The sequence below is a fragment of the Paenibacillus germinis genome (genome assembly GCF_013141785.1).
Taxonomy (GTDB): Bacteria; Bacillota; Bacilli; order Paenibacillales; family NBRC-103111; genus Paenibacillus_E; species Paenibacillus_E phytorum.
In genome coordinates this window covers 200,999-216,723 of the sequence record NZ_WHOC01000045.1, presented here as the reverse complement: position 1 = coordinate 216,723, position 15,725 = coordinate 200,999, and the positions used below count along the sequence as shown (strand labels likewise).

At 44.9% G+C, this 15,725-nt stretch carries 15 protein-coding genes; 12 read left to right on the top strand and 3 right to left on the bottom strand.

The window, feature by feature from the left end; genetic code table 11:
• Positions 1-31 precede the first annotated feature (31 nt).
• Entirely contained in the window at positions 32-823 is a 792-nt protein-coding gene (locus tag GC102_RS09360; RefSeq protein ID WP_171689281.1) for an HAD family hydrolase, read from the top strand.
• A gap of 79 nt (positions 824-902) precedes the next feature.
• On the opposite strand, the gene mtnD is transcribed toward GC102_RS09360, so the two are convergent.
• The gene (mtnD, locus tag GC102_RS09355) at positions 903-1,445 is read right to left on the bottom strand and encodes an acireductone dioxygenase (protein ID WP_171689257.1); all 543 of its coding nucleotides are present in this window, start codon (positions 1,443-1,445) and stop codon (positions 903-905) included.
• A 254-nt stretch (positions 1,446-1,699) separates the two neighbouring features.
• Between mtnD and metH the strand changes: the two genes are divergently transcribed.
• Positions 1,700-5,137 carry a methionine synthase gene (gene metH, locus GC102_RS09350; RefSeq protein ID WP_171689256.1) on the top strand — a complete coding sequence of 1,146 codons (3,438 nt, stop codon included), beginning with the start codon at positions 1,700-1,702 and terminating at the stop codon, positions 5,135-5,137.
• Positions 5,138-5,243: 106 nt separating this feature from the next.
• Positions 5,244-6,173 carry a ribonuclease Z gene (gene rnz, locus GC102_RS09345; protein ID WP_171689255.1) on the top strand — a complete coding sequence of 310 codons (930 nt, stop codon included), beginning with the start codon at positions 5,244-5,246 and terminating at the stop codon, positions 6,171-6,173.
• Positions 6,174-6,218: 45 nt separating this feature from the next.
• Here rnz and tlp read toward each other — a convergent pair whose 3' ends face one another.
• Entirely contained in the window at positions 6,219-6,434 is a 216-nt protein-coding gene (gene tlp / locus GC102_RS09340; RefSeq protein ID WP_047677018.1) for a small acid-soluble spore protein Tlp, read from the bottom strand.
• A gap of 281 nt (positions 6,435-6,715) precedes the next feature.
• Between tlp and GC102_RS09335 the strand changes: the two genes are divergently transcribed.
• The 5 genes from GC102_RS09335 (at position 6,716) to GC102_RS09315 (ending at position 10,741) form a co-directional block, all read left to right on the top strand.
• A complete protein-coding gene (locus tag GC102_RS09335) occupies positions 6,716-7,066 on the top strand; it encodes a CidA/LrgA family protein (RefSeq protein WP_171689254.1) in 351 nt (116 codons plus the stop codon).
• A complete protein-coding gene (locus GC102_RS09330; RefSeq protein WP_171689253.1) occupies positions 7,056-7,745 on the top strand; it encodes an LrgB family protein in 690 nt (229 codons plus the stop codon). The genes GC102_RS09335 and GC102_RS09330 overlap by 11 nt, the downstream gene beginning before the upstream one ends.
• Positions 7,746-7,926: 181 nt before the next feature.
• The gene (locus GC102_RS09325; protein ID WP_171689252.1) at positions 7,927-8,697 is read left to right on the top strand and encodes a GNAT family N-acetyltransferase; all 771 of its coding nucleotides are present in this window, start codon (positions 7,927-7,929) and stop codon (positions 8,695-8,697) included.
• Between the two features lie 20 nt (positions 8,698-8,717).
• Positions 8,718-9,710 (top strand): lysophospholipid acyltransferase family protein, encoded by a 993-nt coding sequence (locus GC102_RS09320; protein WP_171689251.1) that lies wholly within the window; start codon positions 8,718-8,720, stop codon positions 9,708-9,710.
• Positions 9,711-9,745: 35 nt separating this feature from the next.
• Entirely contained in the window at positions 9,746-10,741 is a 996-nt protein-coding gene (locus GC102_RS09315) for a metal-dependent hydrolase (RefSeq protein ID WP_171689250.1), read from the top strand.
• Between the two features lie 100 nt (positions 10,742-10,841).
• Here GC102_RS09315 and GC102_RS09310 read toward each other — a convergent pair whose 3' ends face one another.
• Entirely contained in the window at positions 10,842-11,444 is a 603-nt protein-coding gene (locus GC102_RS09310) for a nitroreductase family protein (protein WP_171689249.1), read from the bottom strand.
• 155 nt (positions 11,445-11,599) lie between these two features.
• Here GC102_RS09310 and GC102_RS09305 point away from each other — a divergent pair, with 155 nt between their 5' ends.
• The 4 genes from GC102_RS09305 to GC102_RS09290 all read left to right on the top strand — a co-directional run bounded on the left by GC102_RS09305 (position 11,600) and on the right by GC102_RS09290 (position 15,709).
• Complete coding sequence (locus GC102_RS09305) at positions 11,600-11,815, top strand: hypothetical protein (RefSeq protein ID WP_063892015.1); 216 nt, start codon at positions 11,600-11,602, stop codon at positions 11,813-11,815.
• A gap of 109 nt (positions 11,816-11,924) precedes the next feature.
• Complete coding sequence (locus tag GC102_RS09300) at positions 11,925-14,171, top strand: DEAD/DEAH box helicase (RefSeq protein WP_171689280.1); 2,247 nt, start codon at positions 11,925-11,927, stop codon at positions 14,169-14,171.
• The gene (locus tag GC102_RS09295) at positions 14,172-14,330 is read left to right on the top strand and encodes a hypothetical protein (RefSeq protein ID WP_171689247.1); all 159 of its coding nucleotides are present in this window, start codon (positions 14,172-14,174) and stop codon (positions 14,328-14,330) included.
• Positions 14,327-15,709 carry a ribonuclease H-like domain-containing protein gene (locus GC102_RS09290; RefSeq protein ID WP_171689246.1) on the top strand — a complete coding sequence of 461 codons (1,383 nt, stop codon included), beginning with the start codon at positions 14,327-14,329 and terminating at the stop codon, positions 15,707-15,709. The genes GC102_RS09295 and GC102_RS09290 overlap by 4 nt, the downstream gene beginning before the upstream one ends.
• Positions 15,710-15,725: the final 16 nt, after the last annotated feature.

Sequence of the window (15,725 nt, the reverse complement as noted above, 5' to 3'; positions counted from 1 at the left end):
TAGATACAACATTCAAAAGGGGAAATGAATGATGACGTTGAAAGCCGTACTTTTTGATTTAGATGATACGCTTCTGTGGGATGATCGCAGCGTGCAGGAAGCTTTCGAAGCGACATGTGCTGAAGCTGCAAAGCACGCAACCGTGAATCCTGAAGAATTGGAAGCTTCTGTTCGTAAAGAAGCACGTTCTTTATATGAATCTTTTGAAACTTTTGCATTTACGAAAATGATTGGTATTAATCCCTTCGAAGGCTTATGGGCAAATTTCACACAAGGTGAGAATGAGAACTTTCGTAAGCTTGAGAAACTAGCGCCAGGATATCGTACGGAGTCTTGGACAAGAGGACTTGCGGCGTTGGGGATCGAGGATCGTGAGCTCGGGTATAAGCTTGGAGAACTATTTCCAGCAGAACGCCGACGCCGTCCTTACGTATATGAGGAAACGTTCCGAGTGTTGGACGCTTTGAAAGGCAGCTATCAATTGTTGTTGTTAACGAATGGTTCACCCGATTTGCAAAAGGAAAAATTAGCAGGTGTCCCAAATATCGCACACTACTTTGATCATATTGTGATCTCCGGTGAATTTGGTGTAGGTAAGCCAGCGGCATCCATTTTCAACCATGCTCTGGGACTACTTGGGATAGAAGCTGAGGAAGGAATCATGATCGGAGATAAATTGACAACCGATATCCTTGGTTCTGGCAGTGTAGGTATGCGCAATATTTGGATTAATCATCATGGGCTTCAAGGTGGAGATGAGATCGTTCCTGTGTATGAGGTTTCCCGTCTTCAAGATGTTTTACCGATTATTGCGAACGGATAATATGAAAGAAACAAAAACCCAACGGCTGCTTAGGACGTTAAGTCCAGCACTGTTGGGTTTTTGTTCGCATAATAAAAAATTAGGCTTTAGTAAATTCGGGATCATCAATGTTATAAGCAACCCAGCCGTCTTTTTCGATGAAGAGACGAACTGCTACGATTTCACGATTATCCATAAGTGTGAAGAAATGGTTCGTGTTCTCAGGAACTGAGATCACATCGCCTGGTTCAAGTTCAACGTCAAAATAGCCAACTTCGCTTTCGGATTTGATAATGAAAATTCCTCGTCCAGAAACGATCGCACGAATTTCATCTTCCGTATGTGTGTGTACTTGTTCGAATTTCTTCAGGAGCTCTTCGATGTTAGGCGTTGAATCGGAAAGCGCGATAACATCCCAAATTTCATAACCGCGTCTAGCAGCCAAATCACGAATTTCTTCTTCATAAGTACTAATAATTGCAGCTTTCTCTTCATCACTTAGAATGAATTTCTCACGCAGTGTTTCCGGAAGCTTGCTAGCATCCCAGTGTTCATAAACAACATTTTGACTATCCAAGAAGGCTTTGACCTGCGCTTCGCCTTCAATACGTTCATTCGTATTGCGAATTCTAATTTGTGCCACGGTGCATCCCTCTTTCTAAGTAAATATAATATTGGGATCTTTGACTTACGATCAAAGTCTCTCCTTTGAATTATAGTGGAAATACAGTTAGCTGTCGATGGTTGAACATAAGAATTTCCGATAAAACCTATAGGTAATAATGATAATTCAAATTCTTTTCATAGAAGCCGGATTCTGTTACACTAAAGCATAACATAATTTGTCGTTTTTTTTATTATCTATAGCTTTAGGATAAGTTGAAAGGGAGTCATGCAATGATCAAAACACCGATACAAGAGCAGCTTAAAAAGAAGATCATGATCCTAGATGGTGCCATGGGTACAATGATTCAGCAAGAGAACTTAACAGCTGAAGATTTCGGGAGCGATGATTTGGACGGATGTAATGAAATTCTTTGTGTTACACGACCGGATGTTATTCGCAAAATTCATGAAGCTTACTTCGCCGCGGGCGCTGATATGATAGAAACAAATACATTCGGGACCACGAGCGTGGTACTAGCGGAGTATGATTTGCAAGACCGTCATCGCGAATTAAATCTTGCGGCAGCCAAACTGGCAATCGAAGCGGCGAATAAATATTCGACACCGGAGTGGCCTCGTTATGTTATCGGAGCCATGGGTCCTACGACCAAGACATTGTCGGTAACTGGTGGAGTAACATTCGCTGGGCTCGAGGAGAGCTATTATGAGCAAGCGTTAGCTCTTGTTGAAGCGGGCGTGGATGCACTCCTTTTGGAAACTTCCCAAGACACTCTGAACGTAAAAGCTGGTAGTATCGGGATTCGCAGAGCATATGAAACATTGGGTGTTGAACTTCCGATTATGATCTCGGGAACGATTGAACCGATGGGTACAACATTAGCCGGGCAAAATATTGAATCCTTCTATATCTCTTTGGAACATTTGAAGCCTATTTCGATGGGGTTGAACTGTGCTACAGGTCCTGAATTTATGAGGGATCATATCCGAACATTGTCTGATATTGCTGGAACAGCAATTAGTTGTTATCCGAATGCCGGTTTGCCGGATGAGAATGGACATTACCACGAGTCTCCTGAATCTTTGGCTAAAAAGATGGCTGGATTTGCTGAGCAAGGCTGGCTCAATATTGCTGGTGGGTGCTGTGGGACAACGCCGGATCACATTCGTGCAATGGCGGAGACACTTTCTCAGTATAAGCCAAGAACGCAATATGGTACGCATTTACCTGCTGTCTCAGGAATTGAAACGTTATTTATTGAGCCTGAAAATCGTCCTATCATGGTTGGCGAACGGACCAATATTTCAGGTTCACGAAAATTCAAACGCCTGATTAAAGAAGGGAAGTTTGAAGAGGGCTCTGAGATTGCACGTAATCAAGTTAAGAACGGCGCTCACGTTATTGATATTAACCTGCAGGATACAGACATTGATGAGGCTTATGCCGTTGAAGAGTTCATGCAGCAGGTTGTGAAGAAAGTCAAAGTTCCGTTAATGATTGACTCGACATATGATCACATCATTGAGCTTGGACTTAAGTACTCCCAGGGAAAGGCGATCATCAACTCCATTAACTTGGAGGATGGTGAAACGAAGTTCGAAGGGATTTTACCGTTAATCAAACGTTACGGGGCTGCCGTTGTTTGTATTCTCATTGATGAACGAGGCCAAGCGGTTTCGCGTGAAGCGAAGATCGAAGTCGCGACGCGGTCTTACGAGCTTTTGACACAGAAGTATGGCATGAATCCTGAGGATATTATTTTTGATCCTAATATGTTCCCAGTTGGCTCTGGAGATCCGCAGTATATCGGTTCCGCCGTAGAGACGATTGAGGGTATCAAGCTGATTAAAGCTAAATATCCTGCTGCTAAGACGATTCTTGGCTTAAGTAATATCTCTTTCGGTTTACCGGATGCTGGGCGTGAAGTGCTGAATTCCGTCTATCTGTACCATTGTACGAAGGCAGGCCTAGATTATGCCATTGTAAATACAGAAAAACTGGAGCGTTATGCTTCTATCCCGGATACCGAACGTCAATTAGCTGAAGAACTTATTTATAATACGAATGATGAGACTCTGGCGCAATTCGTTGCCCATTTCCGTGAGAAAAAAGTGGAGAAGAAAGAGAAGATTTCGAATCTGACTCTGGAAGAAAGACTTGGCTCTTATGTCGTGGAAGGGACTAAAGAAGGGTTGATCCCTGATTTGGAAATTGCTTTACAGACTTATTCGCCGCTTGAAGTCATCAACGGGCCGCTCATGAAGGGGATGGAGGAAGTTGGACGCCTCTTTAATGGGAATGAACTGATTGTGGCTGAGGTTTTACAAAGTGCGGAAGTCATGAAGGCTTCAGTTAATTACTTGGAACCATTCATGGAGAAATCCGAAACAGCGGTTAAGGGGAAAATTATTCTAGCAACCGTTAAAGGTGATGTACACGATATCGGTAAAAATCTGGTCGAAATTATCCTTTCGAACAATGGTTATAAGATCATTAATCTTGGGATTAAAGTACCGCCGGAGCAAATCATTGAAGCCTATCGAAGAGAGCTGCCGGACGCGATTGGTTTATCTGGATTGCTTGTGAAATCGGCTCAACAAATGGTTATCACAGCCCAAGATTTACGTACGGCAGGTGTTGATGTACCGATTCTGGTTGGCGGTGCTGCTCTAACACGTAAATTTACCAAAACGCGTATTCAGCCTGAATATGAAGGTGTTGTTCTTTATGCAAAGGACGCGATGGATGGGCTGGATATTGCTAACCGACTGAGTGACCCTGAACAACGCCAACGTCTCATTCAAGAGCTGAGAGAGAGCTTGGAGTCCGACGTGATGGATACCGGTAAGAAGGAAGAAAAACTGCCGCAGCTCACACGTGTGAGTTCGTCTGCTGTATCCAAGGATCTTCCTGTGCAAGTGCCGCAGGATACAGAGCGCCATATCATGAGGGATTACCCGATTAGTCATCTAATGCCTTATGTCAACATGCAGATGCTGCTTGGACATCATCTTGGTTTGAAAGGTAAAGTAGAGCAACTGCTTAGCGATAAAGATACGAAAGCCCTTCAGCTGAAGGATACCGTGGATTCAATTCTATATGCAGCACAGCATGATGGGATTATCAAAGCCCACGGGATGTACCGTTTCTTCCCAGCACAATCCAGCGGTAACGATGTCATCGTGTATGACCCGCAGGATCAAAGTAAAGTGCTTGAAACCTTCACTTTCCCGCGTCAGGATAAAGAACCTTATCTTTGCTTATCCGACTACCTGAAGTCAGTAGAAAGCGGGCAAATGGATTACGTTGGTTTCTTACTTGTTACGGCAGGGCATGATATTAATGAATTGGCTAAAGAATGGCGGGATAAAGGGGATTATTTGAAATCCCATGCCCTTCAAGCCACGGCACTGGAAATGGCTGAAGGATTTGCCGAGCGGATTCATCACATCATGCGAGATGTATGGGGGATAGCCGATCGTGTAGATATGACAATGCAGGAGAGATTTGGGGCCAAATATGTCGGACAACGGTTCTCCTTCGGTTACCCGGCATGTCCGAATCTCGAGGATCAAGCGAAATTGTTCAACCTGCTGAAGCCAGAGGATATTGGCGTAGAGCTAACGGAGTCGTTCATGATGGAGCCGGAAGCATCGGTTTCAGCGATCGTATTTGCTCATAAGGAAGCTCGTTACTTCAACGTAGGATAGAAAGTTTATGTATAAAGCGAGGCAGCTTGTGCGAACTACATTGGTTCGTCGGCGTCCTCGCTTTACATTTTGGCATCGTGATTTTAGATAGAATGGAGTTTAGATCGTGGACTTGTATTTTTTGGGTACGGGGGCGGGAATGCCTTCCAAACAACGAAATGTCACCTCAATCGCTTTAAACCTGTTGGATGAACGTGGAACCTACTGGCTGTTCGACTGTGGAGAAGGGACGCAGCAGCAGATTCTGAACTCTCCAGTGAAATTGGGACGAACGGAGATGCTTTTCATCACGCATCTGCATGGGGATCATTTGTATGGTCTACCTGGTTTGTTGACGAGTCGTTCCTATTTAGGAGGGGATACACCTCTTATGCTGTATGGACCCCGGGGTCTCAAGAGCTTTGTTGAGACGGCGCTCTCCGTAAGCGGGGCTCATTTAACGTATACGCTGCAGATCGTGGAAATCGAGGAAGAAGGACTGATTTTCGAAGATGAAAGCTTCCAAGTCGAGACGGCACGACTAGAGCATCGTATCGAATGCTTCGGTTTCAGGATCGTAGAGAAGGATCAACCAGGCAAGCTTATGCAGGAAAAACTAACGGAACTCGGCATACCAGCAGGTCCGCTGTATGGTAAATTGAAGCAAGGCCAATCCGTCCAGTTGGAGGATGGTCGTACGCTTCATGGGATTGATTTTCTAGGAGCGCCGATACCTGGACGCATCGTCGTAATTCTTGGGGACACGCGCTACTGCAGCGGAGCTCAGCACTTGGCACGAGGCGCTGATGTACTTGTGCACGAGGCTACATTCGCCATGGATAAGCAGGAGCTTGCGTATTCGTTTGATCATGCCACTTCAATTGACGCGGCAAGAACTGCTCAGGAAGCGGGAGCGAATGCGCTGATCATGACGCATATAAGCTCGCGATACCAGGGGGATGCCGTAATGGAGCTTTTGTTAGAGGCTCAGAAGATTCACAGCAATAGCTATATAGCTAAAGATTTCTGGAGCTTTGAAGTACCGCGCAAAGGGTAAAAAAGAAAAGCCTCATCCAATTATGGAAGGGGCTTCTCACTTTTCTTATCTGTTCGTTTCGTCTTTTTTCTCCTCGATGAAACCGCTGATGCTTTCTTTGCGGCGTTCATTCTTGGATTCGATGCTTTGTTTTTCCTCGGCAGTTATTTCATCAGCATGTTCGTCCAAGTAGTCCTCAGCTTCGTGCAGATTGGCTATCGTATGATCGATAGCGTTCTGCAAACGGGCTGGATTATCTTCGCGATTGTCTGGCTTTGCCATAGTATTTCTTCCCTCCCTTGAGGCGATAGATTGACATCCTGTTATACGATTCCACAAGGTCAATCAGATTATTCACTTTTTAAGAAGTCAATTTCCCTGATTTCCCTCATACAATAAACAAAATCCCATGTCAACCGAGGTGATCATACTTGGAAATTACACTTGCCGAAGTGCTGCTTTCTATTTTTATGTCCTCGATTTTTTTTGTTATGTTTAGGGAAATACGAAATTATTACAGAGACTCAGGATAGTGCTGCTCGCAGCTGGAATGGAGAATTGTTATGCTCGGCTTTGCTATATTACTAGGCTTTAATTTCTTAGGTTATGTGATTCAGTTGAGCCTGCACCTGCCGCTACCAGGCAACGTGATCGGGCTCATTCTTTTTACCGCGGCTTTGTTTACTAAGCTCGTCAAGCTAACTTGGGTGGAAGAAGCGGCTTCACTGTTAACGAGGCATATGATGCTCTTTTTTATTCCTTTTACGGTTGGCGTACTAGCATTTATTCCGATCATTGGAGCTAATTGGCTTGCCATTTGCGGCGGGACTGTCGGAGCAACGGTGGCTGTACTTGTAGTAACAGGTTGGGTATCGTCAAAGATAGGACAGGAGAGTGCTAAACATGGCGAATAGCATACTGCAGCATCCATTGTTTGGTCTTTCTCTAAGTGTAATCAGCTATGCGTTAGCCAATTTGTTGTACCAAAGATGGCGGTTTATGCATCCTCTTTTTAGTTGTACGGGGTTCATTATCATTGTACTTGTAAGTTTTCGTATTCCTTATGAGGACTTTAAACGAGGGGCTGACGTGCTAACGCTTTTATTAGGGCCTGCAACAGTTGCGTTAGGTGTACCTCTTTACAAATACAGAGAATTGATACGTAGAAATTTGGCGCGTGTCTTGATAAGTGTTCTAGCGGGTTCTATTACGGGCATTGCAGCAAGTGCCGTCATTGTGGGGTTATTGGGAGGAAGCCAGTCCATTATCCTAAGTATGCTTCCCAAATCGGTAAGCTCAGCCATCTCTATTGAAATAGCCGCGCGGTTAGGCGCGATTCCTGAATTAACAGCGGTATTAACCACTTTAACTGGGCTGCTGGGCAGTATGTTTGGTACTCGGATCTTGCGTTGGTTTCGAATTAGAGATGATATCTCGATTGGCATTGCAATTGGGACAGCGGCTCATGGCATTGGAACAGCCAGAGTATTCAAGGATTCTGAACAGCAGGGTGGATTTGCTGGATTATCCATGGGGATTTGTGGGATTATGACTTCGATTTTATTTATACCCATTTACATGTGGTTAAAATAGTGCCGTACATGTTGAGGAACAGAGCTCGTTATAAGAGCTCTGTTCTTTTTTGCATCCAAAAATATGGAAAGTAGTGAGTCATTCACGAAATATTACAAATTCTTAATAACACGAAAACGAACACTTAATAATCCTCTGCTAACCTTGAGTTATAAGACTCCAGTTGAAAGGCGTGAGGAAGATGAGTGGACCACTTCTGAATACGGCGCCCCAGCATGCCAAGCTGTCGGTAAGGCTTGCAAGCAGCGCACAAGAGATTGAGCAGGCTATGCGACTTAGGTATCAAGTTTTCGTCGAGGAAGAGAAGAACATGAGGATGCTGAATGAGCAGGGGCTTGAACAAGACGTCTACGATGCTTACTGTGATCATCTCATTGTGAAAGATATCGAAACCGAGCAAGTGATCGGTACTTATCGGTTGCTTCCTGGGGATCGAGCTTTGAGCGGGATTGGATTTTATTCCGAAACTGAATTTGATCTTACTGCCTATTCAGATTTGAAAAGTCAAACGCTGGAGCTTGGACGGAGCTGTATTGCTCCCGAATATCGTGGTGGAAAAGCAATTCAACTCCTTTGGGAAGGTATTGCTGGTTATATTAGCGAGCGGAATTATACACATTTAATTGGTTGTGCGAGTGTGCATGTGGGTGATCTGGAGGAGCTCAATTTGATCTACTCGATGCTGCGCCATAAGCAGGTGATAACAGACCGATTCGGTATTGAACCGCTTGCCACGCATCGTATCCCAGGCCTTGCTCGAATGGAAATTGATGGCAATGAAAAAGAGCTGTTCCGTAAACTGCCGCCTCTGATGAAAGGCTATCAATGGCTTGGAGCGGAGATTGGCGGAGACCCGGCATATGATGAGCTGTTTGAGACCGTAGATTTCTTTATTGTTTTACAAAAAGATCGCGTTACACGTCGATATAAACGCCACTTTCTGACTACTTAAGTAGGAAAGGAGGACTTACCTTGTATGAATGGATTTCCAAGCTGACATTGAATGAACGTAGGTTACTTCGCATCGAGAGAGTGCTTCGCGTTTTTCCCATATGGATGATGTCGGCTGCTTGTTCTATGTTAGCGGTTGTGCTTTATAGGGCATTCCGAAAAGGGTTTCTAAAGCGAGTGGAACACAATTTAATAGATTTACTTGGTGAAATGCCTAAGAGCTCATTAAAGGCTATCTCCAAGCATTATGTTCAAAATGTAGTGTTTACGCTTTATGAAATTCTTTTCCTTTCTGCTCGGTTGAAAAAGCTTCATGCTAATCACTTTGACGTGCAAGGTGAGGAACATCTGGAGGATGCACAGCGACAAGCGAAGGGAAAGGGATTCATTGTCTATGCACCGCATGTTGGCAATTTTTTCAACTATTATTGGTATTTGACTAAGAAATTCGATTGCTTAACGGTGGCTTCAGCGGGAAGTCCCGAACTTAAACCTCTGTATATGAAGTTCGCCGCTATGGGCTGTAATGGCTTAGATTACGATAGTGTCCCCCCATTGGAGCTATATCGTACATTGAAAAAGCATGTGCAGAGCGGAGGGATTATTTTCATCCTTGGTGACTTCTGGAGACCGACATTTCCTTTATCCAGGCTATTTGGCCGACTAACTCGTACACCTGAAGGTGCAGCCATGATAGCGCTTGAGCATCGTGTGCCAGTTGTACCTTTCTACGGATATCGCGTTCAAGGGTTTAAACATCGGTTAGTTTTTGGATTCCCAATGCGTTTACACGAACAATTTGAGCGTTCAGGACGTTCAGGACGTTCAGAACGTGCAGAGGCTAATTTGCTATTGAATGCGTTCATGGAGCGTGTTATCCGTGAGCAGCCTTCGGCATGGTTTTATTGGTTTAATGTTCATGAACGATGGGAGAAGGCTCCATCATTAGCTGCCGATAACACAAGTAACGATGCGATCGGGAGTATAGATTTGACCGCGGAAGCAGCAGGATGACTCACACAACGACCAAAAGGATTGGTGATCGACACATGGACACAGGAAGCCACTTATTGTTCGGCGTCACGTTAGCGGGATTGGCTTGTTTGGAACCGGCTGTTGCGCAGGAACCTGCGCTGGCTCATGCCATACTTGCAGGAACACTCATTGGTTCGCATGCCCCTGATTTTGACACCTTTGCACGTCTGAGAGGATATGCGAATTACGTTCGTGTACATCGCGGAATCACACATTCGTTGCCGGCTTTGTTCATTTGGCCAATCCTTCTAAGTCTGCCCCTTGCTGCCATGTTTGGTGTGTGGGAGCATCTGATTAGCTTATATCTATGGACTTTTGCAGCTGTCGTGTTCCACGTATTTCTGGATTTGTTCAATGTGTATGGCGTTCAGTGCTTCCGTCCATTTTCTCAGAAATGGTTCCATCTTGACACCCTCTGTCTCTATGAACCATTCTTATTTGGTCTTCATGGCGTTGGTGTCCTGCTATGGTTGTTCATTTGGCATGGAAATGGTGGCAGTCATATCGGAGAAATGTTCGCTTTGATGTATGCGGCAACCTTCCTCTATATTGCTATAAGATCCTCGCAGCGCAATCGATTCGTTAAGCTCGTAAAAAGAGAATTGAACCTCGCAGATGGCATCTGTCATCTCATTCCGAGCCTAAGTTGGTTTGGGTGGCAGTTTGTTCTTGAGGGTAACAAATGCTTCTATCTAGGAGAGATTAGGCATGGTCGCGTAATGATTCAAGAGGAGTACAGCAAAGCGGATTACAATCAGAACGATTCTCATCCTATTGTTCAGGCTACCATGGCCACGGATGGCGTTCGCGCCTTCTTGCATTTCGCGCAACGGATTCACGTGTGTTGGAAAGAGAAGAACGACGGCTATGAAGTGCAGTGGCGCGATGTGCGCTTTTGGCACAAACGCAAGCTCCCTTTCGGCGTTAATGTGCTGCTGGACCGGGATATGAATGTGGTCAGCGACACGCTCGGTTGGGATAAGAAGGCTTGGGATCCGCCGTACGTTTGATAGATTTAAAATGAATGGACAAAGTTGAATATTCTTATAAAAAGAAAGAACACCTCATGACACGATTTCACTCGTGATGAAGTGTTCTTTTTTCATAAACTTAAAGGGTCTGACCAAAATCTCCACCGAATAAAAGTTCACTTAACTCTCGTCTGCTTGATGGGATTTCGCGTTCTTGGAACTTCTCATCGAGAGCGCTGACGGGGCCGCGGTAACCAATGGCGATAACAGCATGAATATCGTACTCTTCAGGGATTTGAAGGGCTTCACGGGCTTGATTTCGATCGAATCCGCCCATAGCGTGAGTGATTAGACCTTGATTGTTGGCTTCTAGGGCGAGGTAGCCCCAAGCTGTACCAGCATCGAACGCGTGACTTGGGTTATCGCCGCCTTTTGGCGTTTTGGTATGTGAAATGACAAGGGTGAGGACGGGAGCTTTTTCGCACCATTCTCGGTTGCCGGGCATAATGAAGTTGTAGAATTTGGCTCTTTGCTCGGGTGTCCGGGCAATAATGAAGCGCCATGGCTGCAAGTTGCTACTGGAAGGTGCCCACCTAGCGGCTTCAAAAAGACTAAGGAGAACATCTTCTGTCACTTCTTGGTCGGTAAAGGAGCGTGGCGACCACCGTGTTAGGAATTGGGGATTGATTTCGTGGTCAGGTTGACGATGGGATTCGACTTCAGCAGGTAAAGAAGTTGTCATTATGAATTCCTCCTTATTTTGTAATCTTCCTAATATTACCTGATTTCAAAGTGGATTACGAGTTTCTGAAATTACCCTTTAATTGTATGGGTATTCATGAATATGGCAAAACTAGTTGTTATGAAATGAAGGACCAAGAAGAGGTGCGAGTAACCGTGAATTTTACTAGTCATGATGTAATTATCATTGAAAGAGCGCTAAGAACAGCAATGAAACATGATAGGGAAGAGCATCGTTCAAGAGATTATCATGAAGTTTTGCTCAAAATGCAAGAAAGTGCGGAACAAGCCCTTCGTGTGAATGCTCAGCTTGCCAGCGCCGATCATGACGGAATTCGGTATGATTATGATGATTCATCCGATCTTATGTAGACATACGAACGTATTAAAGAGGCCCTAGTAAATAAATGGGGCTTTTTTATTTTGTGTGAGACGTTTATAATAGGGGAACAATCGTTCTATGCGGAGTGGTGAAAATATGATAAGAAAAAAATCCCTATCGGATTTAATACAAGGATTAAAAAGTAATGAAAATATAGTTAATTGGCATGAAGTTGAACCGCAAGAAGCAAAGACCCGTTCAATGCCTGAAAGCGTAGACCTAAGAATAAAGGCTGCATTAGCTCAAAGAGGAATAGAACAGTTATACACTCACCAGCACACAGCTTATGAAACTGTACGTAAAGGTGAAAATATCGTTGCTGTTACTCCAACTGCTTCAGGTAAAACACTTTGTTATAACCTTCCCGTATTACAGGCAGTAGCCGAAGACGACGGAAGCCGTGCACTTTACCTATTCCCAACGAAAGCCCTAGCGCAAGATCAAAAAAGCGAATTAAACGAAATCATTAGTGAAATGGGCATTGATATTAAAAGCTTTACATATGACGGCGATACTGCCCCAGCAATTAGGCAGCTTGTAAGAACAGTAGGGCATATTGTAATTACTAACCCAGATATGTTACATTCCGCAATCCTTCCCCATCATACGAAATGGGTCAGTTTATTTAGTAATCTTAAATACATTGTCATTGACGAACTACATACGTACAGGGGCGTTTTCGGCAGCCATGTAGCAAATGTTATACGTAGATTACAACGAATCTGCAAATTTTACGGCAGCAATCCACTTTTCATTTGCACGTCTGCAACTATAGCAAATCCGAAGGAACTAGCTGAACAGCTTACAGGAAAGCCTATGCGGCTAATTGACGATAACGGCGCACCAAGGGGAAGGAAGCATTTTGTTTTCTATAACCCGCCAATTGTAAATAAGTCGTTAAACATTCGGAAAAGCGCAACAGTAGAAGTAAACCAGTTAGCCAAAGAATTTTTATCAAATAAAGTACAGACCATTGTTTTTGCCCGCAGTCGGGTAAGAGTTGAGTTAATACTAAGTCACCTACAACAACTAGTAAAAAATGAACTAGGGGCTAAATCCATTAGGGGATACCGGGGCGGCTACTTACCGAATCAACGCCGGGAAATTGAAAGAGGATTAAGGAACGGGGAAATTTTAGGCGTAGTAAGTACGAATGCTTTAGAACTTGGGGTAGACATTGGGCAGCTGCAAGTCTGTATCATGTCGGGGTATCCAGGGAGCGTCGCTAGTACATGGCAGCAAGCAGGCCGGGCTGGAAGACGGCATGGGGAAGCCCTGGTCGTTATGGTTGCCAGCAATACCCCTATAGACCAGTATCTCGTCTTAAATCCCGAATACTTTTTCGAACGTTCCCCGGAATCGGCAAGAATTAACCCGGAAAATTTATTAATCCTGGTAGATCATTTACGATGTGCAGCGTATGAACTTCCTGTGAAAATTGGGGAAGAATTCGGTCCATTGGAGATAACAGACATACTGGAATACCTAGTAGAAGAAAGGGTACTTACACATGCTGGGGATTCGTTTTACTGGGCCAGTCAGTCATTTCCTGCCCATGAAGTAAGTCTTCGGTCCGCAGCGCAGGAAAATGTAGTTATTATCGACCAGTCCGACGTAGCGAACGTAAAAATTATCGGCGAGATGGACAGATATAGCGCCATGACCCTTTTGCACGACGAAGCTATCTATCTACATGAGGGAGTACAGTTTCAAGTAGAAAAATTAGACTGGGAACATAAGAAGGCATACGTACGGGAAGTCGATGTAGAGTATTACACCGACGCGAACCTGGCAGTAAAGCTAAAAGTCTTATCTATAGACCGAACGGGAAAAAGGCGAACAACGTCAATTCATTTCGGCGACGCTGCAGTTAATGTTATGGCAACCATGTTTAAAAAAATCCGTTTGACCAGTTTCGAAAATATTGGATACGGCCCGATTAAGCTTCCGGAAGAAGAACTCCATACCAGCGCGACCTGGGTAGAAATAAATGAGGTTGACCCGGCTTTAGAAACAAAAACACTAGAGCAGCTATTAATGGGAATATCCAATGTAATAAGGCATATCGTACCCATTCTTGTCATGTGCGACCGTAGCGACATTCACGTAGTTTCACAAATAAGGGCAGAACATTCGCAGCTGCCTACGATATTTATATACGACCATTACCCCGGCGGTATCGGATTAGCGGAAGACGTATATAAACGATTCGACGAAATAAAAGAAGCAGCCAGAAACTTAATTCGAAAATGCCCCTGTGAAGATGGCTGCCCTTCATGTATTGGAACTGAAATAGAAGGGATGGACGCAAAGAAAAAATCCCTTCTTTTAATGGAGGGATTATAAATGCGTGGTTCTGTAGCCTACTACATAAAAATCCGTTTGAAAAAGAATTGGAACATAGGTTTCGGTCCTATTCGGTTGTCGCATCTGGCTCCGCTGTATTTGATGTGCAATCCGATGGACATTCGGGTTGTTCCGCAGCTCGAAGGCGGTGCCCGATGAGCGGGCTCCGTGAGAGGCTGGGCCGCCTGCGGGGACCTTCGGCGGCTCAGGTTGCACCGCCGACCCTGCCTGTGGCAGACGGCGAGTGGGCGCAGCTCGGCGCCCATGTAGAAACGAGCCCAGCCGGCTCGTTCGTCATGCGGCGCCGTGTGTACGGCGCGGACAGCGTGCACGGCAAGTATCGGCTGCGGGAGCTGGCCGATGTTGCGCAGCAGCTGTCCTGCTTTCACGACCGTGACGCCGTCGTCCGGCTCGAAGAGCTGCTCTTCTTCGACACCGAAACGACCGGACTCGGCGTTGGTGCAGGCAACGTGCCGTTCATGGTCGGCATCGGCTTTTATACCGGTGAGCTGTTCACGGTAGAACAGCTCTTGATTCGCAACCCAGCGGAAGAGCATGCTATGCTTGTTTACTTGCAAGAACTGCTCGACCGCTTCACGCATATCATTTCCTACAATGGCCGAACGTTCGATTGGCCTATTCTAAAGAATCGCTATGTTCTTAATCGACTCCAATTGGACGATGGGAAGCTGCTTCAGCTTGATCTCCTTTACCCCTCGCGAAGCCTGTGGCGAAACACGCTGCCATCTTGCCGTTTGAGCAAAGTTGAAGAGAGCAGACTAGGTTTTGAGCGAGTAGATGATGTGCCGGGGTCCATGGCACCCGCTTTATATTTTCAATATTTGGCGGAGAAAAATCCATCCGTACTTGAAGGTGTGTTCGTTCATAATGAGCACGATATCGTTACTTTAGCTGCACTTGCTATACATTTCGGCAAATTAGTGAGTGGAGAAATTGAACTTGATCCCGAACTCGAACTAGAAGAACTGTTCCGAACAGGTGTATGGCTAGACAAAATGGGCCGTTCTGCAATTTCAGAGAATTACTTCGATATATTGTTTGCTAGGTTAATGAATGATCTGGAATCATCTAATCCAGCTGATCAAGAATCAGCCATTCTTCTATTAGCTGCCTTTTACAAGAAGAATGGTGAATATCTTCGCGCAGTTGAATTATGGAACCGCTGGATCGTTATCAAAAACGCGAGCATTGCGCTTCATTTGGAGCCTTATTTGGAGCTAGCGATGTATTACGAGCATCGAGAGAAGAACTTTGCTCAGGCGATATTTTACGCTGAGGAAGCTTGGGCGAAGCTCTGGCGCCGCCGTTCGCTTCATCGTGGAGATAAAAGGCAAAACGAGGTCGAGGAAGCACTGGAGAAACGAATCCGCCGATTGAAAAGTAAGTTGAGGAAAACGGAAACTCATTCGTTTGAGATGACATCTCCTGCTTTGAAGAGTAATAACACATCGACAGCGAAAACCAAAACCAAAACACGCAAAGTAAAGCCGATTTACGTTAGTGAAGGCCTAATTTAAAGGGATGGACGCCAAT